Genomic DNA, 23,909 nt, shown 5'->3' with positions numbered 1-23,909 from the left:
GGTCGCTGTCCGCCGTGACCGTGATTTGAGGATGATGAGCATGTCGCGACTCGGCACGGCTTCGTCGGGCAGGCTTTGCAGCACCCTATGCAACGTCGCGAAGCGACAGCGTCTTGGGCGCTCGGTACCCGGTGGGCTTGGGCGTATCACGGCACATGATGCCGCCGCCGCAACACGCCGAATTGCAGACCGCCCAGCCGTCAATATGACGACGCGCCGATAGCCGATAATGGCAAACAGCAAGACCGGTGGCCGTGCGCCCGCACGGCTACCGGTCACTCAGTGCATCACGTCAAAATGCCACATAGGGACCATTGCCTGATGGTGTGGACTTGCCGCTGATCGCCACCGCCACGCGCCGCCCATAGAAAAACGGCATGCCTAGGTCGAAGTAGCGGGGCATCGGTCCGGCCAAATCGTTAAACGCAAACGTATTAGGCGTGCTGAGCAGCATCGACGCATTGCCCACGTTGAGATTGACGGCCTGGGTGGCACCATTCGCGCCCGTCACGGTGAGGATCTTGGTCTGTTGGCCAGGCGGGCAATAGAACGGGTTGCCGGAGCCGCACACGGGCAACGACGCGTCGGTGAAGAACAGGCCGTTGGAGCCGGTATCGGTGAACCCGGTGATCCTCGAGCCGTTGTACGTCGCGCTGAAGCTACCGGAATCATCGGTGGTCGATACCATCACACCGCTGCCCAGCTGGTTGTTGGATGCGGTGCCGATACCCAGCAACAAGGTGCCGCTGACCGAAGACTGTCCCGAGGGGCCGATCGCGGGCATATCGACGATTACGCCATTGTTGTCGATCGGCACGTTCGCCACCGGGTTCGCGATCTGTTGGGCAAGCGGCACGACAGTCTGCACGCAGTTGGACGCACTCGCGCAGTTGAAGTAGGAACTGGCGGCCGCATTGGTCGCGCATCGGTTGCCGCAGTCCACGGCTGCCGCCCCGACACCGAGGATGCCGCGAGAATGCAACTCCGACGTGGTGTTCTCCGAGCGGCCTACGACGCAGTCGGATGGCACTGTCGGGAATTTAGCATCACCGATTAAATGGATCGGGATCGCATTGGCGGTCCGCCCACCTAGCGTCACGTCAGCAATGCGCACCGAACCGAACGAATACCCGTCCGCGAACAACGCGCACGATGCAAGCGGCGCATTCGAATTGGGCACGGTGGCCTGCTGCAGCGCGCCGCGCAATGTGGGTGACAATTCCGCGGCGACCACTCGTAAGCCATACGAACCCGTGTCGAGTTGGATGTTGTCAAGCGTCTGGCACCGCGCGGCGTTACCGGCTGCGCAGATGGTGACGGACACAGTGCCGATGTTGGCCACCCGGTCGAGCCCCCGTGCCACCGTGATCGGCACAACGTTGGCCGCCAGGGGAGCGGAACTGACCGCCGAATTGGAATGGCCGCCGCTTCCGCACGCGGCCAGCGTCATGGCGCCCATGAGCGCCGCGGCGCGCCATGTGAGCCCGCGGCGTGTATTGACTAGGGTCACGATAGCACTCCTGTGTTCAGCGGATATCCGCTTCGGTCATGCCGGCCGGCAAGGCCCGCGGTAGGAAGGCTTGCCCGCTGAAGTCGCCCATGTGCCCGCCCGAATGTACGACTAAGTCACCGCTGCGCATCCACACCGGCCCGTGGCCGCCCTGGTCGCGGCGTTGCATCTGGATATCGCTGACGTACTGTGGGAAGTAGGTACCCAGCAACGTGCGCATCTCGGGCATTTGAGGACCGGACCAGGCGATGCCGATTACGGTGCCATCGGCGATGTACTCGCGTACCACGGTGCCGGTGGGTAGCATGGTCTGCTGCACGGTATAGGGGGTGGTCGTTGCGCTGGCGCCGGACGCCGTCGATGGCGACGCGGCAACGGCCGCGCGCAGCGTGGCCTGGCTGGATGCGGCGTTGCTCGCGTAGCTCGGCGCGCTGCCAAGGGCGGCGCACGCGTCGTGTGCCACCAGTACCACGCCGAACGTGGCACCAGCTAGTGCGGTGCACGCTGTTTGGATATTCATTTTGGCTTCCTCCTTGAAACACTGCCTTTTCACCGGTTTTCCCGGCACGCCCAGGCCATGTACGCGATGTAACGAATCACACCCGACTTCGTCGGCGCCGCCCAAAGCCGTTGACGGCGCACCGCCAGGACCCGCGCCTGCGGTGCCCCGTTCCTGTTCCAATGGATTGCAATCGTACGCAGCGACGCATTTGCGCGCCCATCTTTTACTCAATCTCAGCGCCCAAGACTGGTCAATAGATCATCGACCTGGGGCTGATTGGTGACGCTGTCGGTACGCCCTTCGGGATTGATCTGCGGACCATAGGGCAGGCTCAACGGACTCCCCGTCAAGATGGGGCATGCGCGGCGGCGAGCGGCTCATGCCGATCGGCCGACATGTCCTCGGGCAACTGCACGTTGTTGGCTTATGTCGACACGGGCACTTTCTGCAGGAACGAACGCGTGTCGGCCATCAGTGTACGCACTTGCTCGCCGTCGATCGGTGCGCCATACCACGCTGCCCAACGTGAATCGAGTTTCGTAGAACACTCACGGTGCCTAAATCGGAAAGGAGTATCCCGCCCGCGCTGGAAGGTTTCTATATATGGAGAAAATATTCCTACATGAGCACGGTGCAAATTACACATCGGCAATAGGCCAGTGGCGCGTGGCACAACTCTTAAACCTTTAAGAACAACAAGTTGGCAACGTACTCGCAGGCTGGTTCGAATCTTGCCCCCGCCCCGCCCCGCCCCGCCCCGCCTCGCCTCGCGGTTGAGCGTGGCATGATAGGGTCCATTGGAACTGCGTGGCGACGGACAGTGCTTCCCAGCGCCTTCGCCGCGTCGTGATGTGCGAGCGGCTTTCGTCGCGCCTCACGATGTGCTAATGCGGCGCAATGGATCGGAATGCAATATTGCGCCGATGTTTCGCACTGTAACAAAATTAAGGTTTTGAAAAATTGCTCGAATTCCTCGCTTTCGCCTAGATAATAAAACTTCCGATCGCGATATCGCGATCCGTCGGACTGACCGCAACTGCGGCATACTGGCGGTCCGATTCGCCGATTTTTTTCCGCGTTGCCCACACGCAGCGCCTCCAGCAACGAGGCGCAGGGCGATTTTTCGTAAGGAGAGCACACAATGCGTATCGCACAAATCGCACCGCTGCACGAAGCTGTGCCGCCCAAGCTCTACGGAGGCACCGAGCGCGTGGTGTCATACCTGACGGAAGGGCTGATGGAGCTGGGTCACGATGTGACACTGTTCGCGAGCGGCGATTCGCATACTTCGGCACGCCTTGAAGCGGCGTGGCCCCGCGCATTGCGCCTGGACCCGTCCATCCGCGACTGGATGGCGCCGCATATGTTGATGCTCGAACAGGTGCGCCGCGTGGCCCACGAGTTCGACATCCTGCATTTTCACCTCGATTATTTGCCGTTTCCCCTGTTCTCGCAGATCGACACGCCGTTCGTCACCACACTTCATGGGCGCCTAGACCTGCCGGAGCTGCAACCGATCTTTGACAGCTTCCCGCAGGCACACGTCATTTCGATCTCGGATTCGCAGCGTGGGCCGCTGCCGCGTGCCGGGTGGGTCGATACCATCTATCATGGACTGCCGGAAAACCTACTCGTGCCGCAAACGGACATCAAGCCGACGTACTTGGCGTTCCTAGGCCGCATCTGCCCGGAAAAGCGCGTCGATCACGCGATCCGCATCGCCGCGCAGGCCAGTCTGCCGCTGAAAATCGCCGCCAAGGTCGACAAGGTCGATCGCGAATACTTCAAGAATGAGATCGAGCCTCTACTCTCACTCGGCGATGTCGAGTTCATTGGCGAAATCAACGAAGCACAGAAGCCGGCTTTCTTGTCCGGTGCGAAAGCGTTGTTGTTCCCGATTGACTGGTGTGAGCCGTTCGGACTAGTCATGATCGAATCGATGGCATGTGGCACGCCGGTGATCGCTTTCAACCGCGGCTCAGTGCCCGAGGTGGTCGAGCACGGCGTAACCGGCTTCATTTGCGAGGATGTCAACGGCGCAGTGGCCGCGTTGTCGCAGGTAGAGGCGCTGTCCCGCGAACAAATCCGCGCGCGCTTCGAACAGCGTTTCACGGCGCGGATCATGGCACAGCATTACGTCGACGCGTATGCGTCACTGGCGCGCGGCGCGCGCCAGCCGATGCTTCGCAAGGTCGCGGCAGGCTGACAAAGCCGCCCGCGTGGCGGCATCGATCGCATCGGTCTATGCGCCGCCACCCGCAGTGTATGTCGCTCCTCGCCCCATCTATTATGGCTATGACGACGACTATCTCCGTTTTAAGCGGGCTCGCGCTGCGGCGCGAGCAATGCGCGCAAATGGTGGGCGACACCGGCCTCGAAATTGTTGCCGATGCGCGGGACATGGGGTAGCCGCGCGATCAATCGGGGGTTGGCGTTGCCCATCATGAACGGGTGTCCGACTGACTCCAGCATGTCGATGTCGTTCATGTTGTCGCCGAATGCGATGCACCGTTCGGCCGGCAGGCCAAGTTGCTCGAGCACGAGTGCCAGCGCACGTCCCTTCGACACGCTAGCGGCCATCACCTCGAGGCAATCGGGCAGCGAATACGTCACGTACAACGCATCCCCGAAATGCCGGGCCAGGTTACGCTCGATAACGCGCAGGTCAGCGGTGTCTCCGATGTACAGTACCTTCGCCACCCCTTGGCCATCATGTGCCGCGAGGTTGGCAACCTCGTAGCGAAACCCGGAATCCTGATGGAACGTCAACAGCTGAGGCGCTTCGCGATCGATCAGCCATGCATCGTCGACAAACAAATTGACGATGACACGGCCATGCGTGCCGGCGATATCGGGCGCCATTAGCCGCTTGACGATATCCGCGGGCAGATCGTGCGCATGAATGCGGTTGTCTCGCGCATCGTGCACGCGCGCGCCGTTGGAAGTGACCAGATACGGCCGGATGCCGAGCCGGTCACGGATTCCCGCAACGTCGCGGAAATGTCGCCCGGTCGCGATCACAAAATGCAGGCCGCGCGCTTGCAACTCTTGCAGCGTGGCGACAGTGAACGGATCGACCTGGTGATCGCTATTGAGCAGCGTGCCGTCCAGATCAGTGGCGATGACTTGGTACATAGATAGGTCACTGAGAACGAAGTACGCTGGCGAGATACGGCTTGCACGTACGGCCGCGTGCTACTCACGCGCGTGAAACGCGCTAAAGCATACCACTTTAACGCCACTTCAGCGCAGCATGCTCGGCGATTGTGCGGCGGCCATCGACGCCAGGCGCAACGCGCCATCGGCCGAATCTCCAGCCGGAGATACGAAGCGAACCCTCACTGCAGTTCCGACATATTTCGCCATCGGCAATGCCAGACCGCTGCATAGCGCCGCCGGCAGGTTCTCGCCGGCGTCCAGTGTAGCGACCATCGCGTTGATATCGCGGCCGTCCAGCGCGCGCTGTGCGTGCACGATGGCGCGCAAACCAAGCCAAGCGCCGCTCGCCTCGTCACCCGATGGAAATCCATAATCACTGGCTGCCCTGAACTGGCGCCTTTACCGCTCGGTAAGTTAAGGCTTGTCTTCCCCTTTATTTGCCGGATCGGCTGCACGCGCCACCGGAATACTATTCGTGACACAGCGGCCCACCCGACGGTCGTGTTGCTCAGTTGCCGGCAAAGCATGCACGACAGCTTCAATCATCGCGACTGGCAAGACCGCCTTACCTCGATTGCGCAGCAGTTCGATTTGAGATGCGACTTGCTGTGCCGGGTCACCTGAACCGCATTTCACTCGGCAGCATGGAAGGCATGCGCTAACACTTCCCCGGCATGGGCGAATAGCGTATTGTCGGCAGGTATCTTGCGCAACTACGATTGTGCTCGGTACCTTCGAGCGCAAACTTGGGCCACCGTCATCGACGCAAAGACGACAGACGGCCCATGTCCGGTGGACATGGGCCGTCTGGATCGATGCGTATCCGCCTGCGGGCGGACCGGCAAGCCGTTTAGTGGAGCTTCTTCGGCAGTTGCTGGCTACGCAGGCGACGCTGCAGGCGCTTGACTGCGGCGGCCTTCTTACGCTTGCGCACAGCCGTCGGCTTCTCGTACGACTGGCGCTCGCGCAACTCGGCGATCAGGCCATTGCGCTCGATGGTTCGGCGAAAGCGGCGGATCGCCACTTCGAACGGCTCGTTTTCCTTGATAACAATCGTGGTCATGTTGTCCCTGGCTGGTTCAATACATTCATCGCCCTGGCGCCTTGCATTGCCGCTTTCCCCCCGCTCACGCAAGATGCGTCGACACGCGGAAGCCCGATGGGCGCGCAGCAGTATTGACGGTGCCCGGAAAATCGGACCACAACTGCGCCGCCCGCATGATGGCGGGCAGGCCCTCAGGGAATATAGGGGGAAGCAAACGCGTAGGCGGGCGCGATGAGAAGCGGTGGAACACCGGAACAGGTCAACCGGGACACCCTTCTCGCTCCAAAGCGTGGCAGGATAGCATAGACCCCAGCGTTTTTCCAGCGTCTCGGATCATCGCGGTGTGAATCATCGTCGCAACAATCGCCGCCGTCGGTGCACGTCGGGGCCGCAACGCCCGGATCGGGCATCTAAGCCCGCTACTGCTTTTCCATGACGAGCAAAATGCTGGATTTGTCGGGAGTTTGGACAAACATTTCCAGCTGCGTATCGTGCATCATGGCGATCCCGCTTGCCGAGGTATTCGGGTAGGCGCAACCGGCGCCGCCATTGAAATTCAGCGTCGCGTCATAGACGTTGCTGTCTACGCGCGGCGCGAGCGTACCGGAAAACTGACAATGCTGTGATAGGCCGACGATGCTCCCCTTGGCGTCCACGGTGAGCCGCAGGGCATCGAAATCGACTTGTGTTTTCCGGTGAGCCATCCCCGCGCCGCAAAAGCTGCCGGTCGCGGCCACCAACGTCGCTCGGGTCCAGCACGGATCATAGCGCGCATTCAGCTGTGCCGTTCTGCCGTCCGCATAGGTCGCCTTGGCCGCGATCGCTTGGCGGGCCGCATACCTGCCGCTCCAGGTCAGCGTCGTTACGCCTGGGTCGCCGTAGTTGTAGTCGATGCCGCTGCCATGGGCGACGCTCCCGTCCCCCGACGCGATCGTACCTGCGACCACGCCGGCCAGCGCACTCGGTATGTCGGCCTTCATGTATCGCACATAGAAACGGCCATCATCCAGCACCAGGATCCGGGCGGACTGTCCGTTCCAGGTTCCCGAATACGGGCCGACGATACCCGTCGGCGACACCTGGCTACCGTTGCACGCCGCCACCGCCACACTCAACACGCCTACCACCGCCATAATTGCCCGCATTTTTCCTCTCTTGTCGATATTCAGGCTTTTTGCGGCCGATGATTTTAAGAATTGAAATTAAGGCGGCGCTAAAATTGCCCAATCAGTAACGTTGGCGACTGCCTGGCATAGTCGCGTTCGCGCCACGGTTGCCAATCTCGTGCGTGTGCACACCGTACTCGGTCGTGGTCTGAGCAATCAACCGTCCCAACGCAGGATTGCCCGGGTACCCATACGTCATGTCCTGGATGAAGAACGGCACCTCGTTGCTCGTGTAAGTTCCTCAAAAATGAGCGTTGCGGTTTACGTAGTAGCCGGCATTGACTAGACAGCGCACATCGGAAACGATAAGGGTATCGACGTTCAGCACACGACAGCGTTCGCCGATGATGCGATGGCCGTCGATGGCCGCTTGCCGATCGACGCGCCATGACGTCCGATTTGCCGGGCGCCCGGCCCACCATCACAATAATAGAGGATATCAAGATGCCCGCCACCCCCGCGACGGATCGTTATTCCAAGCCCGCCATTTTCTTGCACTGGGCGATTTTCCTGCTCGTTGCACTCGCCTATGTCGCGATCGAGGTACGCGGCCCGAAGGGCAGCGACAGCCGCACATTCTGGAACACAATTCATTTCTGTTCCGGCTCGCTGGTACTGGCCCTCGCGTCGCTGCGGTTACTCTGGCGCCTGTGGCACGGGGTGCCCGCGGAGGTCGAGTCGACACGCATACTGGTGTTCCTTGCGCGCGTCGTGCACTTGGCGCTGTACCTGTTCATCTTCACGCAGCCGCTGCTCGGCATCCTGATGGTCAACGCCGGTGGCAACCCGGTCTCGCTGCCGATCGTCGGGCTGGACATCCGGCTGATCGGCGCGGATCCTGTCGCGCGGCCACTGCTCAAGGCAATGCACAAGTTCACCGGCAACCTGTTCTACTGGGTGATCGGATTGCATGCGTTGGCCGCGATCGGCCGTCACGTGCTGCTGCGGGACCGGACGCTGCGCCGGATGCTGTAGCCCATGCGCCGCGCGCGGCCGGCGCGGCACCGGCCGTCAGCCCAGATGTCGACGACCCGACGCGCATCGAACGCCGGATTTTCCTATTGCAGTTCGGCCGCCACCCGACTCGTCGTCGCTCGACCATGTCCGAGTCCGAATGGTCAAGTGTCAGGAAGAGAGAGGCCCTGCAGGCTCACACACTCGAGAACCCATACTACACCAACGCTTCGCAACTGCCGGTCGGCTTTACCAACGATCCGGTTAAGGCATTGGAGCACCAGGACGAGCTGCAGCGGAAATACACTGGCGGACCGGGCTTGCATCTGTATATGGCCGAGCCGCTGTCGTCGGCGCACGCACCTGTGTCACGCCACCTAGCAGATAATCAAGTAACTCGCGCACTGGACGGATTGCATGGCCGAACGGCAATGTTTCCGAGCCGCGAAAGAACAATCCTCGCCCGACGTCACCCGAGAGCGCATGGGCCAGCCTCATATCAATGCAAAACTGCCCATGCTTGCCAATGCCATCGCGCAGCCCGCACTGCTGCAGGCAGTCGAATCCGACCGTGCATCGCCGCGGCTTGGCGGCCCGCTGCAGCTTCTGCTCCTTCTCGAGATAGCTGGCCAGCCACGGCGTGCGCACGGCACGCGCAGGCAAGCCGGCCACGCTCATGAACGTCACGATGTCCTCTGGCTTTGCCTCGACCAGCACCTTTTTGAAATTCGGATGCGCGTCACCTTCTTCCGTCACCGCAAACGCGGTGCCCAGTTGCACGGCGCTGGCGCCGAGGTCGAGCAGATGCCGAACCTGCTCGTGACTGTGGATCCCCCCCGCGACAATCAACGGGATGTTCTCCATCTCCAGCCCAAGCGTCTTGAACAATTCGCGCGCGCCTTCCAGCACATGCTGGAACGCATAGTTCGGATGGTCGAACCCATCGAGCGTCGGCGCGCCGAGATGCCCAGCCGCATAACGAGGGTTCTCGATGATAATAGCGTCCGGCAGGCGGTTTCTGCGCATCCACTTTTTCAGCACCAGGCCGATACCGCGTGCATCCGACAAGATTGGAATCAACGCCACGTCCGGAAAGTCGGCAGTCAACTCCGGCAGGTCCAACGGCAGACCCGCGCCGACCACGACCGCACCTGCGCCACTTTCGCATGCCTGGGTGACGTATGAGGCATATGAGGACACCGCGCGCATCACGTTGACCGCAACCAAGCCATTGCCCGAAGCTAGCTGCAATGCGGCCGCTACTTCCCGGCGCAGCGCCTCCAGATTCAGCGAATCGATCAATTGCCGGTCGCGTGAACGCTGGCTTTGTTCCATTAAATCCGGATGGTGACGGCGCAAGTCCACACTCGAGATCGTGCCTACCGCGCCAAGCGATGCGACGGTTCCCGCCAGACGATGTGCAGACACGCCCACGCCCATGCCTCCCTGTACGATCGGCAGCAGTATTCTGCCCTTGATCCTGAGGCGTTCGCATATGACATTTTGCACAAGCACGGTTAAACCTCTCGACGATGGCGGGCAAACCCGCTCAAAGCGACAGTGTGCGACACGCAGGGTTGGCGCACCTTAATCTTCGTCAACAAAATGCGCTGCCGGCGCGCACGCCTGGCACCACACATAAGCAGACCAACGCGTCACCTTGCCGCAACGTCGGACCGTACACGTGCGGGGACATCTGGCGCGCCAGCCGTGCCCCGCGCGAATCGCCGCGCGCGATGCCAAAAGGAGCGAATGACGCCCGTCGTGGACCACGACATCTTGGGCTTATACGTCGCTCGAGCGTTGGACCGAGCAGCGCGTTTGCACGGCTATCCGAAATCGCGCCCAACCGGCCAGGGAGCGGAATTTACATTCGTTGATGGAAGTTCGACAGGCGTTCCGATTACGGCATCGCTAGCGCCATTACGCCAATCATCAGTCATCGCCTATACGGCGATTCTGAGATCGCGCCAATACGTCGATCCAATTCGGCTCCGTAGCGGCGATCATTGACAGGTAGTGCGGGCGCGGTCCGAAAATGCGTTTAAGAGTCCAATAGATTGGGGCACCCAGGTCGCGAATGCGGTTGCTGGCTTGAGTGAGGTGAGTAGTGAGATTGTCGTCAAAACCGTGCAGCATGGCGAGTTCGGCGAGCGGCTGATCAATCAATCAAAGCGAACGCAGCGAATGTGGCAAGTAGCGGGCGACTTTAGCAATGATCGCGATGCCACGGGCAGCGGCCACTGGGATTGTATCGATGGTGGAAGACTGATCGACGACGAAAACATCGACAGCGTCGCATCATTCCAGCCCCCTACCAGCGATCACCAGTCACCCACCAGGTCCGGCGACAATACCTCCCGACTGGGGCGGCAATTGTACCGGGCTTGGCTGACCAAGACCCCGATTATCAGAACAGGAATATAGTAACAGGAGGGATTATTATGCTATCGATCTCAATAGTACTTTTTCTGTAAACTTTCCAAAATGTCTTTAAAATCACCGTCTTTCAGCACACCTGTTTTGGCAGCATCCTGGAGGGCATTAGAGTAATAGCTCAAATAATACTTAAGCCCTTCCCTTCCCAGATTGTGGTCTGCCCTTGACAGCTCTTCCAATTTAAGTATGCGGGGAGCGAGCGACTCAGATAGTGATACACTATTCCCGGATAATTTAAGCTTAATCCTATTTAAATCAATAGGAATATTCATATTATCGTGTTCGTTAAAGTACGACTCGAATTTCTCGCAAACCTCGCTGAAATCGACCAAATTTGGGGTGCCCTGTTCCTGCTCCGCAGATTTTTGCAATAATATTGCTTGAGCTAACACCTTAAGCGCATCACTAAAGAAAAATGGGTTAGGTCTCTCACGCCATGGCTCGGTTTCCATTGCGCTGTGCCTAATTATGTCAAACAATGACGATACGTGTTCGTAGCGCCGATGGTGCTCTTCAGCAGGATCACCATAGACGTCCGACAGAGCGGCATAGTATTCGGGACCACGGTGATATAATTTATTTAGTGCTTTGATCACAAATGGAATACTATCGGCGTCGAGTCGAAACCTACGTATCAGCCTAAATACGAGTCGCTCAAGATTTTCATCTTTAATGTTATGATAGGACGTGTTTGGATTACTCTCCAATGTAGCCCTTATATTCTGTAGAAGGGGAGATGCCGGCTCGGCGCTGGCTCTCTCCACATCGGGTGATCGAGGTGCCAATGGAGTTGCAATTGGAGGCGCTCCCTCCGTTAAAAACGGTAACTGGATATTTTCATTATTTGGGTTGATGTGCTGCTCTGCCGGTGAAGCCCTCAATGCAGCGTTAGCCGCTTGGATGTCCGCAAAACTGGTGGCGATTACCTCCACTGGCTCCACTGTTAAGCGATCTGGTGTCCGGCTCTCCTTCGATAAGACGGATAGTTCAGGTCCGGAAGTAGGTGAAATAATATCCTTATCATTTGGGCTTAAAGTGTTCGGTGTATTGCCTCCGCAACCCACGAGCATCGTGATTACACTGAGCATAACCGACAGACCTTTAGGTTGCAGGCAATGCTTTTTTTCATCCAAGTACCTTATTAACTGTATTAACTAACATCAGAAATTCTAATGAATTAGATCAATGGATTCAGCGCAACCTCCGCTACTTTTAGAGACTGTATGGGGAAAGCCGTTTGAGCAAGTGTTGCCAGGAACTGGGCTACGCAGTGACGCAAAAAGGGAAAACACGAAGGCATTCATGCGGATCAGTTCATTAGCGTCAAGCGGTCAAGCCATACAAAATAAGCCATAGGTGCTGTACGCTACTGATACCCTTGGGTGCGTGAGCCTTAATTTCCGCCTTAGGCGCCCAGGAACTGCCGCCTGACATTTATCCCCGCCCATACCGACGCCCGCTTTGCAGGCGCGTAACACCGTTGATTTGCCCATGTTACTGCGCCTGACCACACAGATAATGTCATCAAATTCAATCATCATTCATTCATCGCCCAATGCAACCGATGTTGCGGGTCGTCATTCTAACCAGCGCTTATAAGCTCACGGTACGCAAAACGTTATTGCTCACTTTACACGACCCGGATCTAGTAAATACTTGTCGTGTGTGAACATCATGACGGACCTGTCCGAATTTTTATAGGTGAGGCATATCATGAAAGGCGAAGTCATGGATAGGCCAATGAAAAAACGCACGGTAGCCTCTAGGCGGAGGCCCTTGGGCTGCTGCCTGAATCGCCTAAGGCATGGCTTGGGCAAGCTAGCGAAGGGAGTGATAACATCGCCCAGGGGCAGGACTTGATGCCGGCGTTCAACGAACTCAAGACCGGCGGTTGCCAGGAAATCCTGATTGCGGTGATCAACGATCAAGGGGACTGGCCGAGCCATCGGCGCAGCCTATCCCAGCACAGCGGCGCAGACCTGGATCGTGTATCTGATTTGCCACAGCATCGAATATGCCAGCCGGAAGGATCGCAAAACCGCCCCCCCAAGCAACGCTGTTCAATCGGTCCCGGTCAAGTTAAACACTCAGAGGCGGCTGACGCGCCCGCCCAGTAGGCCCCGATTAAACCTGCCCGATAAGAATTGATGCGTGAATATTTCCCGGTCTACATCTCTTGCAAGCCAGTGTGCAAATTCCAATGTCCATGCCTCGCTGCACAATGGGCAATTGTGTTCCCCCCTGATCCTAAGACGGCGTAATCGCTGAAGGCCGGGCCCACGTCCCACGGCGTCGGCATCTCGTCGCGTTGCTTCGCTCGCTCCAGGAGTGCGGCACAGATACGCGACTTGCGACAATGTCAGCAAGCCTCCCGGCAGCGAGCGAAGAATGGTGTGTTGTGTCGATAAGATGACTGAAATTAACCGGCAGCTCGCAACGTATTACAAACGCTCGAACAGCAGGCAACCACAGCAAACGGCAAACAGATAGCCCACGCGTGCACGCGCATTCGCAGCGCGTTGCCAGAAGCTAGGCGGCGCATGGTCAATATGGTGGGCGATGGTCTACGGCCCGACTACAGCCCCGCCACGGGCACGGCGTACCCTTGTCTATACTTGTTGTTTCGTCCCGTTTTAGGCCCGATTGTGTACCCGAACGAAGATTGACCAGCCGCCATGCGTACGCAACGTGTTGATTTAAAATTAAAAACTTTCGATCACCCACTGCCCTATGGCAGGCAGAAGTGAAGCGGCCAGCGCTCGGCAGGCTCCCCCTGCCACCCCCTCCCAATTCTCCAGAGCAATCGTCGGAGGACCCACGGGGGAAACCGGGCGGGCACGCGGCGGCGCGGGGCCTTACGAATTAGCAAAGTAAAATTAGGTCCGGGCATCGGGGACGGATGGGTACAAATTTGGGTACACTGAAAGTCCCAAGCTAGGCCATTCCGGGCCTTTTTGGATGCATGACTTGCGCGAAAAATCATGCTAATTATTTGATTTTTCGACAAATTTTGGCGCGCCCGGCTGGGATCGAACCAGCAACCCCTGCCTTCGGAGTTTTACCCACACATTGTAACCCTTTATAAATCAATGCTTTGCGCAACTCGCAATTTGTAAAACCAAAGCTAATCAAGGCCAATCAGGGCTATCCAAGCTCACCCAAACTGTAATTTCACTGTATCTCACACCACATCCGATCATGCGGGTTGGATTTGCGTTGCGGCTGAGGACAAGTTGAGCGCAATCCGTCGATGTGTTCGTTCAAGTTCGGTGGAATTCCTTTCCACATCGGATCGAGGATGAAATCGATACCCTCGCGTCGGGCCTGTTTAGCGGCCGGTACGAAGTCGGCGTCTCCGGCTATCAGAACGATTTGATCAACTTGCTTTTTGAATGCCAACGAAGAAACGTCGATCCCGATGCGCATATCAACGCCTTTCTGGTGCACGTCAACCATGACGTCGTCCGGCGTAATATCCGTCATCTGAATTCGCCCAGCCAGTAGGTCGCCGACCTTCTCCGGCTTGATTACCCAGGGTGTCAGCGTCGACAGGTGGCCTAAGCGAAGTGCAACCTTTCGCATTCCGCGTAGATGCTCATGAAGTGCCAAGCGAAACACAGCTTCAGGGGATTTGCCGAAATCGATTGATCTTCTGCTGACCGGATTGTGCATTTTCTTGTCCAGTGGCGGGCAATCATAGAAGAAAATTCGATAAAGCTCCCGTCGTTGATGGCGCACTTGTTGCCTGTCCGCCTGTTCATCATATCCTCCGCCATTTCGGCGGGGCTTCGGCGTTAGATGAGCACATGCCCACCGGTGCGCACATTCCGCAGCTCGCCGTGCGTCATGCGCGTTGTGCGGTTCGATAGCGCGAAAGCGCTTGATAAAGAAAGCCCCATCAATCAGGATCGCTGTTGGCATGTCATCCGCCCCTGTTTTTATGACCCCGGAACGCAAAAAAGCCCAAGGGTTCGGCGCGGCGCTGGATGATGTGCGTCGGCGTACTGCCAAGGGCTCCATAAAGCAAACCATACCAAAGGATATTTCTTAGTGCAAGGCTATGTATGTCTTCGTTGCGCCGAATAGATGCATTGTGGCGCAATGACGTGCATGAAAACGCACGATTCCCGCACACTGGAAAATGTTTGGAAACCCATGTCACAAGGGCTGGCGAGCTGTGCGGCATGGTGCTCGCGTAAGCACAGCCCGCAGGCGAGGAAAGGTCTCGAAATATCAAAAAGTTGACGCTGTTCCGAATCGATGGCAAGCTATTTCAAGGTGCTGAACACACCTTTTCGTAGGCGGAAAACCGCTCCCGTCAGTCAAGCGGCTTTTTTGCGTCCATAGGTTCCGTGTTGTCCTAGTTACGCTGGCAACACTTGCTTATGGCCGGGTGGCGCGCAGCTATACAAGACCCGTAAGGGGAAATCTGCGGGCGGCCCTACGACCGTGTTCAAGTGCCCGGCCGCCTCTCTGACAGGAGGCGAAATTGAACGATTCGTAGGAGGCTAACATGGCCGTGTGCCCCACTTCTCTTCAACCCTTTCAATGGGATGAAATAGATCTTTTCCAGATTGCCCACCTCAACGGCATTCCCCACGCGACGAAAAGCCGGCTAGCTGTCTGGCCAATGCCGAATTTGGTGCTGGTTAGCCAAGCCATGGTGCAATTGCAGTCGGAGGTGTGATATGTCGCTCACCCGACCACTGCCACCTCTACACGAGGTATCTGAGGCCATCGCCAATGCCAGTCACGGGGTCGATGCGTTGTGCGAGTTGCTTGGCAAGACAGATACTGGACAGGTACATGCACAGTCGGTTTATCTATTGCTAGACCCGTTGCGCCGTCAGTTGATAAGCGCATCGAGTGATCTAGACGACATACTGTGAGCTTTGCCGCCCCTTGCCACCGCGAGGGACACCATGCGCATGAAAGTGCACCATTCGCGCATCAAACCGCATTATTTTGTTGCACGCTCAAATGCCCTCAGGCCCGCACGGTGCGGGCCTTCCCGGCATATTCCGAATGCATTAAAAGTGCTGTGACAAGCGAAGCGGGCAGGCGAGGAGGGGACTGCGCGACGACGGCTACAGCGCTCGCAGGTGCGCCCCCCCTCATCCCTCTGAAATGGCCGCCGCGACGCGACAGCAGGCTCCGCAGCGGCCTCGCGCGGGCCGGCTGACCCTGCGCAAGGCTATGAAAAGGCGACGGCACATAGACGGCGCGCGGGCGCGCGAGCGCGTCGTGCCGAATATCATGAAAACCAGTGCGACGATCATGCACTGCTGACGGCCGCCGCAGGCGCCGCGGCTCGCGTCCATCAGCGGTACGGAATGGAGGGACGCGCGCGAGCAAGCAGGCGCCACATTGTCCCTTATGGGTTACAATAGCGTCATGTTCAAAGTTCTGACCACCCCCCAATTCGATGAGTGGTTCGACGAGGTTCGCGACCCGATCGCAAGCGCGGCGATTAACGTTCGCATCGAACGTGCAAAGCTCGGCAATCTTGGGTACTGGCGTGCTGTCGGCGAAGGCGTCTGCGAGATGAAGATCGACGTTGGTCTAGGCTACCGCGCCTACTTCGTGCGGCGGGGCAAAATCATCGTCGTGCTGCTGTGCGGTGGTGACAAATCAACGCAGAAAAAAGACATCAAACTGGCGAAAAAGCTCGCCGGCGAACTGGAGGATTAAGTATGAAAATCAGCGAACTGACTGAATTCGACGGCTCGAAGTACCTGAAGGACGAAGAAACGGTTCGTCACTATCTGGCGCAAGCGTTCGAAGAGGGAGATCCGCGCCTGATTCAAGCCGCGCTCGGGAACGTCGCGAAGGCGCGCGGGATGACGGCGCTCTCGCGCGAGTCCGGTGTGAAGCGGGAAGCGCTCTATCGCGCTCTGTCGGAAGGCGGAAACGCGGAGTTTGCAACGGTCATGAAGGTTGTGCGCGCGTTGGGACTGCATTTGACCATCACTGCATCGCCCGTGCATGCGGCGGAGCCTGCTCCCGCGCCGGCGCCAACTCGGACGCGCGTGCGTACCGCCGCGCACGCGTAACGTCATTGGCGGCTGAATGCGATCGGTGTCGCTGGCGCAATGGCGTATGGACCGAAGCGAACCTGCCGCGGCTGGATTCCGTGGCGCCCGAATACGCGTGCGGCAGTGTCTGACATGCCGAACCCGCCCGAGTTGCTTGGCACGATGCCGAGCAGTTGCAGCGGCAAGCGATGCGCGGCAAGTCGATCCTCACGCGTTACATTCTTGCAGAACTCGTCTTTCACGGCGATTTCGGATTGAACCCGGCGTGACTGCCGACACGGCATGATGCGTTAGGCTGATGCCACGCCGATGGCTGGCGCGGCACCATTCGCGGCAGGCATATCGATCGCATACGGCACAAACCGCACGATTTCGTCACCCGCCCACTCGTTGAACGCGAGGAACTGCGCCTGCAATGGCACAATTTCATTGCGCCCGAACACCTTCGCGGCGGTATCCGCTGCCCCAAAGCCGCCGGTATTGCCCGGTACGATCCCCAGCAACTGTGGCGGTACGCGGTGCGCAGCGAGCAAATCGTCGCGTGTGACGTTCTTGATATTGAAGAACTCATCCTTGGCGGCCACTTCCGACACCGGAATCAGCTGGATCCCGTCTTTCTTGCCATGGGGCGCGTAGTAAAAAAGGTTACGGAAATTGCCCGGCCCCTTCGCGCTTTTAAGCGCGGCGCGCATGTCGTCGATGTCGTCCTGATTCTGTGCCGGATCCGTCACGTACAAGATGAAACCGGCATGGCTGCCATTCTCGTAGTAGCGACGTCGAAAGAGCGTCGATGACTCGTTGAGCCACGCCGCGTGTAGCGCGCCGAGGTACTCGGGCAAGCCATACACTTCCTGATTTACGTCCGGCTCGGCCAAATGGTGGATTGTGCCGGGTGTAAATTCGTGCACGGGCCGCCATCCATCTGTCTGTGCATACCGCTCCAGGTCCGTTGCGCGACGCACGTACTTGGCCGGCACCGCTTCGAATTTGAGCGTGCCGCCCAGCCGGTTCGTCTGCCGCTCGATATACCCGTTGCCGAACATCAAAAAATCGAGCGCCCAGCGACGGAACGTATCACGCGACAGCAGCCGGTGCGGCACGAACGTGGACGCGAGTACATTGCGCTTGAAGTACAGCGCCGACGCGTGATGCGTGCCAGCCCGGAACGACTTCGCCAGGCCCGACCAGCTCACCGGCGGCTCATACCATCCATTAATGGTCGCCAACTCCGTATAGTCGAGCAGCTCGGCGCGATTGAGCACCGGCACTGGATCGCCAAACGTGAAGGCGCTCGCCCGGCCAGGACGGCGTCGAGCCGACAGGTTGCGAGCGCGCCGTTGCCGCTCAGTTTTTCCCATCATGAACAAATCTCCATAAATCCAGCATGACGAGCCGCCCTGCCTTCGAGCGGCTCGTTCGATATCGCGTGCAGCACTGCCCAAGCGAGATCCGCGTGACCGGTTTGCTCGCTGCGGCTGGCCTCATACGTCACCTGACGGCCGCTGGCGGTCAGCGTCTTGCGAATGGCCATAAACGACTGCGCCATATCGGTCCAGCCTGCATCGAACTGCAACCGGGCATGGCCCACCACCGACAGCCCTTTGAGCACGAGCCGGCCCTTCACTTCCGGCGAGTAATTAAACGCAACCACCCGCGGGTAAAACTGACGCACGAGCTGATAGACGCCCTGCCCAATACCGGTCGTATCGATCGCCATATACGTGACGGTGTAACGCTGCGTGATCTGCTCGATGCTGCGCGCCTGCGCTTCGAAGTCCAGGCCGCGCCACTGGTGCTTTTCCAGTATGCGGAAGGGACCCTCGGCCACCAGCGGCGGCGCCACGACAACGCACCCGGCTGAATCCCCCGACAGCGCCGGGTCGTAACCGACCCACACCGGACGATCACCGAACGGGCGCACCGCAAGCGGTTTGAAGTCGTCCGCCCACTCCTGCCATGAATCGACCATGCAGCGCTGCAAATCCGCGAGCCGGAAAATCGACGCGGTGTCGTCGATGAACTGGCACATTAGCAAGTTCGCGTACTCGTCGGCGCTGTACTCATCACGCAGCTCGGCCAAGTCAAAGAGCGTGCAGCCGGCCGCCGCCGCATCCTCGACGGTGACGATCTGACGCCACTGCCGGTCCTCGCACAGCCGGCCACCGGACAGCGCTTGATGTGAGATGTTGAGGTGGAGGTGCTCGGCCTTTGCCCGTCCGCGGTTGCGGTGCTCGCCACTCCAAAACGGATACGCTTCATGGCTCATGCTCGATGGCGTCGAAAAGTAGGTCTTGCGCCAGTGCTGATGCATCGCCATGCCGGAGGCGACCTTGTTTAACTCGCGAAAGCGCGGCACCCAAAAGTACTCGTCGAAATAGAAGTTGCCGTGATAGCTCTGGGCAGTACGCGCGTTCGTGCCGAGGAAATACAGTATCGCTTCGTTCGGCAACACGATCGGATCGCCCGTCAAATCAACGTCGGCTGCTTCGCGCGCGAACTGCGTGATGTACTGGCGGAACACATGTGCCTGCGCGCGACTGGCGGACAAAAAAATCTGGTTGCGTCCCGTGTCGAGCGCATCGACCAGCGCCTCGCGTGCGAAATACCACGTCGCGCCGATCTGCCGTGACTTCAGAATGTTGCGCGTGCGGTGCTGCCCGGCGCGCCACCACATCTTTTGGTAGTCGAACAGCGACGCGCGAAACGCGTCAACCAGGCTCTCGCGTTGCGCGTCACTGAAATCGTTACGCGTTGGCTTTTTCTTCGGCGCGGCATTACGTGCCGCGATATGAGGATTGAGATCCGCTTCCCGGCCACTTTCGCCGTACTTGCGCACGCGCGCAATGCGTTCGAGTTGGCGCATCAGTAGGTCAATTTCTTTGTAATCGGCGCCATCCTTCTTCTCCTTAGCGATCAGCGTGTTGACACGCCTCTCAGTCGTGAACTCGACCGTATCGATCGGTGACGCGTTATGCCAGCCGTCACGTCGCTTCCATGACTCGACGGTCGCCCGTTTGAGATTCAGATGACGCGCGATGGACGACACGCGCCAGCCCTGCCAGTACAGCGCACGGGCTTGCTTGCGGGGATCAACAGGAGGCGGGCGATAGGCAATGTCCGACATGGCGCACAGCGTACCCGCGACACGCGCGCACGCGCAGCGGCGGCGCTACGTGCCCGGTGCGCACACCGACGCGCATCGTTGAATGTACATGCGCAAACCGCGACCATCTCCTCCACGCTACCTACCGTCCGTTACGCCTCCCATGCCAACCTTGGAACACCCTACCAGCAAGTCGAAGTGGTTTCGCATCGCCGTCGAAGGCGCGACCACCGATGGGCGCACCATCTCGCGCGAGTGGATTGCGCAGATGGCGAAGAACTACAGCCGCACGTTGTACGGTGCACGCGTGAATCTCGAACACATCCGCGGCGTGCTGCCCGATGGCCCCTTTAACGCGTATGGTGACGTGCTCGCACTTGAAGCGCGCGATGAGACCGGCGAGTTTGCCGGCAAGGTGGGGCTGTATGCGCAGATTGAACCGACGCCTAATCTGGTCGAGCTTACGCGCGCCAAGCAAAAGATTTATACGTCATGCGAGGTGGACCCGTCGTTTGCCGACACCAAGCAAGCGTATCTAGTGGGCCTGGCGGTGACCGACAGTCCAGCGAGTCTGGGTACCGAGATGCTCACGTTCGCCGCCAGCGCGCAAGCGAACCCGCTTGCGCCGCGTAAGCAATCGCCACAGAACGTGTTTTCCGAAGCGATTGAAACTGCCATGGAATTTGAGCCGACCGCCCTATCACAGGAGCGCAATGAGTCTGTTTTTTCAAAGATTGCCGACATTTTGGGGCTTATCAAAAAGAAGGGGCAAAGCGACGAAAACCGATTCGGCGATTTGACTCGCGCAATCGAGACCATTGCCGAGCACGGCCGCAATCAAGCCGAACAAATGGAGGCCTTGCATGCCCGGCTTGAGCAGCTTAACGCCGATGTCACCCGCGAGCGCAACGCTCATACAGCCACGGCCCAGGCACTGGCTGAGCTGACTGCCACGCTATCTGAGCCGAGCAACACGCCGCGCCCAGTGGCACTGGGTCAGCGTGGCCCAATCACCACCGATTGCTAACCCGCTCCTCTTTTACGTTTTCCGGAGACCGACTCCATGCGCAACACCACTCGGCAAAAGTTCAACGCGTTCACCGCCCAGCTTGCCGAACTCAATGGCGTGCCAAACGCAGCCGAGAAGTTCACGGTCGAGCCCAGCGTGCAGCAGACGCTCGAAAATCGGCTGACCGAATCAAGCGAATTCCTGCAACGCATCAACGTAATTGGCGTGGTCGAGCAGCAAGGCCAAAAACTGGGCCTGGGAGTGGGTTCACCAATCGCCAGTACGACCGACACGTCGGTCAAAGACCGCACGACGGTCGATGCCACGGACCTAGATCCGAGTGGGTACTTTTGCACAAAGACCGACTTCGATACGCACCTGACCTATGCGAAGCTGGACGCGTGGGCCAAGTTTGACGACTTTCAAATTCGCGTGCGCGATGCGATCGTCAAGCGCCAAGCGCTCGATCGTATTTGCATCGGCTTCAATGGTACGAGCCGCGCGGCGAGCTCCGATCGTCAGCAACACCCGCTCTTGCAAGACGTCAACAAGGGCTGGTTGCAAAAGTACCGCGAACAGTCCCCAGAGCGCGTGCTCAGCGAAGGCAAGACATCGGGCAAGATCGCCATTGGTGGCGCGGGCGCGGATTTTGCCACGCTCGACGCGGCCGTCTACGATGCGCTATCCAATCTGGTCGAACCGTGGTATCAGGACGACACGGCGCTGGTGGTCATCTGCGGTCGAGGCCTGCTACACGACAAGTATTTCCCGATTCTGAACACGCAAAACGTGCCCAGCGAGCAAATGGCCGCCGACATGATCGTGGGCCAAAAGCGCATCGGTGGGCTGCCAGCCGTGTCGGTGCCGTACTTCCCCGCCAACGCGTTCCTGATTCAGCGGCTGGACCACTTGTCGATCTACTGGCAGGAAGGTGCGCGGCGCCGTGCAGTCACCGACAATCCGAAGCGCGACCGCATCGAGAACTACGAGTCGTCGAACGATGCCTATGTGGTCGAGGACTTTGGCTCGGGCTGTCTCGTGGAAAACATCGAGATTGCCGCCAAGCACGATGCGAGCGACGACACGAGCCGGGCTCGCGCGAAGGATACGCCGTGATCAGTCTGGCCAAACGTCACATTGAGCGCGTGCGGGCTGCCAAGACGGCCACGCTGGCGCAGTCGGGCGAATCGCTCATCGGGGCAAGTCACTATGAGTTGATGCTGGCCAAACTCGCCAGTGACAAGCGACGCTTGAAGGCGATCCAGTCCGTGGCCCGCAAAATCGACGTGAAGCGCGAGGTGCTGCCTGACTATGCCGCCTATGTGGACGGTGCCCTTGCAGGCGGGCGCGGTGCGCAGGACGATGTGCTGATGACTGTCATGATTTGGCGCATCGACGCCGGCGATTATGCCGGCGCACTGGACATCGCGCGGTACGCGCTGCGGCATGGCCTGACGCTACCCGACCAGTATGAACGCTCGACGGCTGCCGCCATCGCCGAAGAGTTTGCAGACGCGGCATTGGCCGCACTACGCGATGGTGGCCCGTTCGACGCGACGCAGCTGGCCGAGGTACACGCACTCACGCAGTCGTGCGACATGCACGATCCGATCCGCGCGAAGCTGCACAAAGCGTTGGGGCTGCTGGACATGCGAGCCATCGGTCGCGACAGCCTGGATGACGCCAGCGATCGAGCGCGAGCGCAGGCGGCCTTGGCGAGCCTGCGCGAGGCATTGCGGCTCGACGCGCGATCCGGCGTAAAACAGAGCATCGCTCGACTCGACTCGATGTTGAGCGCCGCGCACGGCTCAGCCGCGCGTTCGTAATGAGCCCTTACGGCCATGGCGGCACCGGCGTTCCTTCGCCACACCTGACGGCAACGCGAGGCGAACGTCGGTCCACCGCCATCTACCGACCTCGAAACCATGAGCGGCTTTTTTGCCATCCCCGATATGCCCGGTCGCGCGGTAGCGCGCCCGCCCGCTACACCAGGCACCGTCGCCAACGACGGGTGGTTTCCTGATATTGATCTCGCCGGCCTGCGCGACGCGATGCGGCTCGATGGCACGGTCACGGACGAACGGCTGCGCCTAGCCACACTGGACGCGCTCGCCAGCGTCAATGACGAATTGGCAACGTGGCAGGCCGCCCAGGTCGCGGCCGGCCACACCGATCTAGCCAGTGTGCCGGCGCCGCACGTGGACAGCGTCAGCGTGCACGTCGTGCGCTATCGCCGTGCGATCTACCACCGCGTGCGAGCCGACGTGTTGGAGCAGTATCGCGGCTACGACATGACCAAGGCCGGTGCCAGTCGCGCTGAAGATGTCACAGACGCGATCAGCGAAGCGCGGCGCAATGTGCGATGGGCAATCAGCGCGATTCGCGGCATCCCGCTGTCAACGATCGAGTTGATTTAATGAAAGTCATCTCACGCCAAGGCGACACGCTTGACGCGCTGTGCTGGCGCCATTACGGACGCACCGATGGCACCGTCGAAGCCGCGCTGCAGGCCAATCCAGGATTGGCGGAGCTGGGCGTGATATTGCCGATCGGCACCGTCGTCGAGCTGCCCGACGCAAGCGCAATCGCGAGCACCGCGCCACTTGTGCAACTGTTTGATTGACAGAGGACCTGTCCGATATGGCCGAACCTAACACCACTACCGCAGCGGCGTTATCCGTTGTGATCGGCATCGTCAGCGTTGTGCCTGGCGTCGACGGTAATGCACTGATTGGTGCCTTCACCGGCGCGGCCCTCGTGGTCGTTTCCTCGAAGGATATGGGGTTATTGAAGCGCACCGCGTACCTACTGATCTCGCTGGTGATGGGGTATCTCGCCGCACCGGAAATTGTGCATGCCACACCGATACGATCGAGCGGCGTGGCCGCGTTCTTCGCTGCGGCACTGGTCATCGTCGTGACGCTGCAATTGATCGAACGAATCCGGTCCGCGGACTTGTTCGCGTTTTGGCGCAAGGAGCGCTAGGC

25 protein-coding genes and 4 pseudogenes are annotated in these 23,909 nt (G+C 59.3%); 15 read left to right on the top strand and 14 right to left on the bottom strand.

From position 1 onward, the window contains the following. Positions 1 to 292: 292 nt before the first annotated feature. The 3 genes from B0B13_RS13145 to B0B13_RS19530 all read right to left on the bottom strand — a co-directional run bounded on the left by B0B13_RS13145 (position 293) and on the right by B0B13_RS19530 (position 2,347). The gene (locus B0B13_RS13145; RefSeq protein ID WP_237573789.1) at positions 293 to 1,510 is read right to left on the bottom strand and encodes a DUF3443 domain-containing protein; all 1,218 of its coding nucleotides are present in this window, start codon (positions 1,508 to 1,510) and stop codon (positions 293 to 295) included. Positions 1,511 to 1,526: 16 nt separating this feature from the next. Next, a complete protein-coding gene (locus tag B0B13_RS13140; protein WP_076787509.1) occupies positions 1,527 to 2,030 on the bottom strand; it encodes a DUF2844 domain-containing protein in 504 nt (167 codons plus the stop codon). Between the two features lie 215 nt (positions 2,031 to 2,245). After that, entirely contained in the window at positions 2,246 to 2,347 is a 102-nt protein-coding gene (locus B0B13_RS19530; RefSeq protein WP_076785700.1) for a protein phosphatase CheZ, read from the bottom strand. An 806-nt stretch (positions 2,348 to 3,153) separates the two neighbouring features. Here B0B13_RS19530 and B0B13_RS13130 point away from each other — a divergent pair. Then, positions 3,154 to 4,218: a glycosyltransferase family 4 protein gene (locus B0B13_RS13130; protein ID WP_076796792.1), complete on the top strand. Its 1,065-nt coding sequence runs from the start codon at positions 3,154 to 3,156 to the stop codon at positions 4,216 to 4,218. Between the two features lie 110 nt (positions 4,219 to 4,328). Here B0B13_RS13130 and B0B13_RS13125 read toward each other — a convergent pair whose 3' ends face one another. The 5 genes and pseudogenes from B0B13_RS13125 to B0B13_RS13105 all read right to left on the bottom strand — a co-directional run. Further along, positions 4,329 to 5,147, bottom strand: coding sequence for a Cof-type HAD-IIB family hydrolase (locus tag B0B13_RS13125; RefSeq protein WP_076796791.1), 819 nt, complete (start codon positions 5,145 to 5,147; stop codon positions 4,329 to 4,331). Positions 5,148 to 5,255: 108 nt separating this feature from the next. Continuing rightward, the gene (locus B0B13_RS13120) at positions 5,256 to 5,486 is read right to left on the bottom strand and encodes a hypothetical protein (RefSeq protein ID WP_139337427.1); all 231 of its coding nucleotides are present in this window, start codon (positions 5,484 to 5,486) and stop codon (positions 5,256 to 5,258) included. Between the two features lie 535 nt (positions 5,487 to 6,021). Continuing rightward, positions 6,022 to 6,234, bottom strand: coding sequence for a 30S ribosomal protein S21 (rpsU, locus tag B0B13_RS13115; RefSeq protein WP_041752963.1), 213 nt, complete (start codon positions 6,232 to 6,234; stop codon positions 6,022 to 6,024). Positions 6,235 to 6,635: 401 nt separating this feature from the next. Then, positions 6,636 to 7,325: a hypothetical protein gene (locus tag B0B13_RS13110; protein WP_139337426.1), complete on the bottom strand. Its 690-nt coding sequence runs from the start codon at positions 7,323 to 7,325 to the stop codon at positions 6,636 to 6,638. 169 nt (positions 7,326 to 7,494) lie between these two features. Continuing rightward, positions 7,495 to 7,758, bottom strand: a pseudogene (locus tag B0B13_RS13105) (DODA-type extradiol aromatic ring-opening family dioxygenase); the annotation flags it as partial. 68 nt (positions 7,759 to 7,826) lie between these two features. Here B0B13_RS13105 and B0B13_RS13100 point away from each other — a divergent pair. Together B0B13_RS13100 and B0B13_RS19525 are read left to right on the top strand one after the other, a co-directional pair. Then, a complete protein-coding gene (locus B0B13_RS13100) occupies positions 7,827 to 8,357 on the top strand; it encodes a cytochrome b (protein ID WP_076787512.1) in 531 nt (176 codons plus the stop codon). A 125-nt stretch (positions 8,358 to 8,482) separates the two neighbouring features. Then, positions 8,483 to 8,635: pseudogene (locus B0B13_RS19525) on the top strand (hypothetical protein); the annotation flags it as partial. On the opposite strand, the gene B0B13_RS19520 reads toward B0B13_RS19525, so the two are convergent. Beyond that, positions 8,601 to 9,776, bottom strand: a complete 1,176-nt coding sequence (locus tag B0B13_RS19520) for an NAD(P)H-dependent flavin oxidoreductase (protein WP_139337474.1) — start codon at positions 9,774 to 9,776, stop codon at positions 8,601 to 8,603. The pseudogene B0B13_RS19525 and the gene B0B13_RS19520 overlap by 35 nt on opposite strands. Positions 9,777 to 10,061: 285 nt before the next feature. Between B0B13_RS19520 and B0B13_RS19515 the strand changes: the two are divergent. Further along, positions 10,062 to 10,208, top strand: a pseudogene (locus B0B13_RS19515) (IS3-like element IS407 family transposase); the annotation flags it as partial. Positions 10,209 to 10,430: 222 nt separating this feature from the next. Continuing rightward, complete coding sequence (locus tag B0B13_RS20110) at positions 10,431 to 10,763, top strand: hypothetical protein (protein WP_212667368.1); 333 nt, start codon at positions 10,431 to 10,433, stop codon at positions 10,761 to 10,763. 29 nt (positions 10,764 to 10,792) lie between these two features. Here B0B13_RS20110 and B0B13_RS18070 read toward each other — a convergent pair whose 3' ends face one another. Continuing rightward, entirely contained in the window at positions 10,793 to 11,908 is a 1,116-nt protein-coding gene (locus B0B13_RS18070; protein ID WP_139337425.1) for a hypothetical protein, read from the bottom strand. 2,038 nt (positions 11,909 to 13,946) lie between these two features. After that, complete coding sequence (locus B0B13_RS13065) at positions 13,947 to 14,786, bottom strand: NYN domain-containing protein (RefSeq protein WP_370643167.1); 840 nt, start codon at positions 14,784 to 14,786, stop codon at positions 13,947 to 13,949. 502 nt (positions 14,787 to 15,288) lie between these two features. On the opposite strand from B0B13_RS13065, the gene B0B13_RS18520 reads away from it, so the two are divergent. The 4 genes from B0B13_RS18520 to B0B13_RS13050 all read left to right on the top strand — a co-directional run bounded on the left by B0B13_RS18520 (position 15,289) and on the right by B0B13_RS13050 (position 16,828). Beyond that, a complete protein-coding gene (locus tag B0B13_RS18520) occupies positions 15,289 to 15,462 on the top strand; it encodes a hypothetical protein (protein WP_170872435.1) in 174 nt (57 codons plus the stop codon). Position 15,463: 1 nt separating this feature from the next. Next, positions 15,464 to 15,664, top strand: coding sequence for a hypothetical protein (locus B0B13_RS13060; RefSeq protein ID WP_076796784.1), 201 nt, complete (start codon positions 15,464 to 15,466; stop codon positions 15,662 to 15,664). A gap of 505 nt (positions 15,665 to 16,169) precedes the next feature. After that, positions 16,170 to 16,466, top strand: a complete 297-nt coding sequence (locus B0B13_RS13055) for a type II toxin-antitoxin system RelE/ParE family toxin (RefSeq protein WP_076787514.1) — start codon at positions 16,170 to 16,172, stop codon at positions 16,464 to 16,466. 2 nt (positions 16,467 to 16,468) lie between these two features. Continuing rightward, positions 16,469 to 16,828: an addiction module antidote protein gene (locus tag B0B13_RS13050; RefSeq protein WP_076785712.1), complete on the top strand. Its 360-nt coding sequence runs from the start codon at positions 16,469 to 16,471 to the stop codon at positions 16,826 to 16,828. Positions 16,829 to 16,881: 53 nt separating this feature from the next. Here B0B13_RS13050 and B0B13_RS19500 read toward each other — a convergent pair. The 3 genes and pseudogenes from B0B13_RS19500 to B0B13_RS13035 all read right to left on the bottom strand — a co-directional run. Then, positions 16,882 to 17,064, bottom strand: a pseudogene (locus B0B13_RS19500) (phage portal protein); the annotation flags it as partial. A 36-nt stretch (positions 17,065 to 17,100) separates the two neighbouring features. After that, a complete protein-coding gene (locus tag B0B13_RS13040; RefSeq protein WP_076796783.1) occupies positions 17,101 to 18,168 on the bottom strand; it encodes a phage portal protein in 1,068 nt (355 codons plus the stop codon). After that, the gene (locus tag B0B13_RS13035; RefSeq protein ID WP_076796782.1) at positions 18,168 to 19,934 is read right to left on the bottom strand and encodes a terminase ATPase subunit family protein; all 1,767 of its coding nucleotides are present in this window, start codon (positions 19,932 to 19,934) and stop codon (positions 18,168 to 18,170) included. The genes B0B13_RS13040 and B0B13_RS13035 overlap by 1 nt, the downstream gene beginning before the upstream one ends. Positions 19,935 to 20,076: 142 nt before the next feature. Here B0B13_RS13035 and B0B13_RS13030 point away from each other — a divergent pair, with 142 nt between their 5' ends. The 6 genes from B0B13_RS13030 to B0B13_RS13005 all read left to right on the top strand — a co-directional run bounded on the left by B0B13_RS13030 (position 20,077) and on the right by B0B13_RS13005 (position 23,907). Continuing rightward, positions 20,077 to 20,940 carry a GPO family capsid scaffolding protein gene (locus B0B13_RS13030; protein WP_076796781.1) on the top strand — a complete coding sequence of 288 codons (864 nt, stop codon included), beginning with the start codon at positions 20,077 to 20,079 and terminating at the stop codon, positions 20,938 to 20,940. A 36-nt stretch (positions 20,941 to 20,976) separates the two neighbouring features. Next, positions 20,977 to 22,038, top strand: a complete 1,062-nt coding sequence (locus tag B0B13_RS13025; RefSeq protein WP_076785716.1) for a phage major capsid protein, P2 family — start codon at positions 20,977 to 20,979, stop codon at positions 22,036 to 22,038. Beyond that, the gene (gpM, locus tag B0B13_RS13020; RefSeq protein ID WP_076796780.1) at positions 22,035 to 22,748 is read left to right on the top strand and encodes a phage terminase small subunit; all 714 of its coding nucleotides are present in this window, start codon (positions 22,035 to 22,037) and stop codon (positions 22,746 to 22,748) included. The genes B0B13_RS13025 and gpM overlap by 4 nt, the downstream gene beginning before the upstream one ends. A 99-nt stretch (positions 22,749 to 22,847) precedes the next feature. Further along, positions 22,848 to 23,339 carry a head completion/stabilization protein gene (locus B0B13_RS13015; RefSeq protein ID WP_076796779.1) on the top strand — a complete coding sequence of 164 codons (492 nt, stop codon included), beginning with the start codon at positions 22,848 to 22,850 and terminating at the stop codon, positions 23,337 to 23,339. After that, on the top strand, positions 23,339 to 23,545 hold the full coding sequence (locus tag B0B13_RS13010) for a tail protein X (protein WP_076785719.1): 207 nt from the start codon (positions 23,339 to 23,341) through the stop codon (positions 23,543 to 23,545). Before B0B13_RS13015 ends, B0B13_RS13010 begins: the two co-directional genes overlap by 1 nt. Positions 23,546 to 23,562: 17 nt before the next feature. Next, positions 23,563 to 23,907: a putative holin gene (locus B0B13_RS13005; protein WP_076796778.1), complete on the top strand. Its 345-nt coding sequence runs from the start codon at positions 23,563 to 23,565 to the stop codon at positions 23,905 to 23,907. Positions 23,908 to 23,909: the final 2 nt, after the last annotated feature.

Source organism: Burkholderia sp. b14, assembly GCF_900156195.1.
In the GTDB taxonomy this organism is placed as follows: domain Bacteria; phylum Pseudomonadota; class Gammaproteobacteria; order Burkholderiales; family Burkholderiaceae; genus Mycetohabitans.
Note: the sequence above shows the minus strand (reverse complement) of the source record. Positions and strands in the feature narration are given on the sequence as shown.

What these genes read in the sequence shown, in the direction of transcription:
- B0B13_RS13140 (WP_076787509.1), bottom strand. Translation starts at nt 2,030, where the DNA reads ATGAATATCCAAACAGCGTGCACCGCACTAGCTGGTGCCACGTTCGGC.
- B0B13_RS13130 (WP_076796792.1), top strand. Translation starts at nt 3,154, where the DNA reads ATGCGTATCGCACAAATCGCACCGCTGCACGAAGCTGTGCCGCCCAAG.
- B0B13_RS13125 (WP_076796791.1), bottom strand. Translation starts at nt 5,147, where the DNA reads ATGTACCAAGTCATCGCCACTGATCTGGACGGCACGCTGCTCAATAGC.
- rpsU (WP_041752963.1), bottom strand. Translation starts at nt 6,234, where the DNA reads ATGACCACGATTGTTATCAAGGAAAACGAGCCGTTCGAAGTGGCGATC.
- B0B13_RS13100 (WP_076787512.1), top strand. Translation starts at nt 7,827, where the DNA reads ATGCCCGCCACCCCCGCGACGGATCGTTATTCCAAGCCCGCCATTTTC.
- B0B13_RS19520 (WP_139337474.1), bottom strand. Translation starts at nt 9,776, where the DNA reads ATGGGCGTGGGCGTGTCTGCACATCGTCTGGCGGGAACCGTCGCATCG.
- B0B13_RS18520 (WP_170872435.1), top strand. Translation starts at nt 15,289, where the DNA reads ATGGCCGTGTGCCCCACTTCTCTTCAACCCTTTCAATGGGATGAAATA.
- B0B13_RS13060 (WP_076796784.1), top strand. Translation starts at nt 15,464, where the DNA reads ATGTCGCTCACCCGACCACTGCCACCTCTACACGAGGTATCTGAGGCC.
- B0B13_RS13055 (WP_076787514.1), top strand. Translation starts at nt 16,170, where the DNA reads ATGTTCAAAGTTCTGACCACCCCCCAATTCGATGAGTGGTTCGACGAG.
- B0B13_RS13050 (WP_076785712.1), top strand. Translation starts at nt 16,469, where the DNA reads ATGAAAATCAGCGAACTGACTGAATTCGACGGCTCGAAGTACCTGAAG.
- B0B13_RS13040 (WP_076796783.1), bottom strand. Translation starts at nt 18,168, where the DNA reads ATGGGAAAAACTGAGCGGCAACGGCGCGCTCGCAACCTGTCGGCTCGA.
- B0B13_RS13035 (WP_076796782.1), bottom strand. Translation starts at nt 19,934, where the DNA reads ATGTCGGACATTGCCTATCGCCCGCCTCCTGTTGATCCCCGCAAGCAA.
- B0B13_RS13030 (WP_076796781.1), top strand. Translation starts at nt 20,077, where the DNA reads ATGCCAACCTTGGAACACCCTACCAGCAAGTCGAAGTGGTTTCGCATC.
- B0B13_RS13025 (WP_076785716.1), top strand. Translation starts at nt 20,977, where the DNA reads ATGCGCAACACCACTCGGCAAAAGTTCAACGCGTTCACCGCCCAGCTT.
- B0B13_RS13015 (WP_076796779.1), top strand. Translation starts at nt 22,848, where the DNA reads ATGAGCGGCTTTTTTGCCATCCCCGATATGCCCGGTCGCGCGGTAGCG.
- B0B13_RS13010 (WP_076785719.1), top strand. Translation starts at nt 23,339, where the DNA reads ATGAAAGTCATCTCACGCCAAGGCGACACGCTTGACGCGCTGTGCTGG.
- B0B13_RS13005 (WP_076796778.1), top strand. Translation starts at nt 23,563, where the DNA reads ATGGCCGAACCTAACACCACTACCGCAGCGGCGTTATCCGTTGTGATC.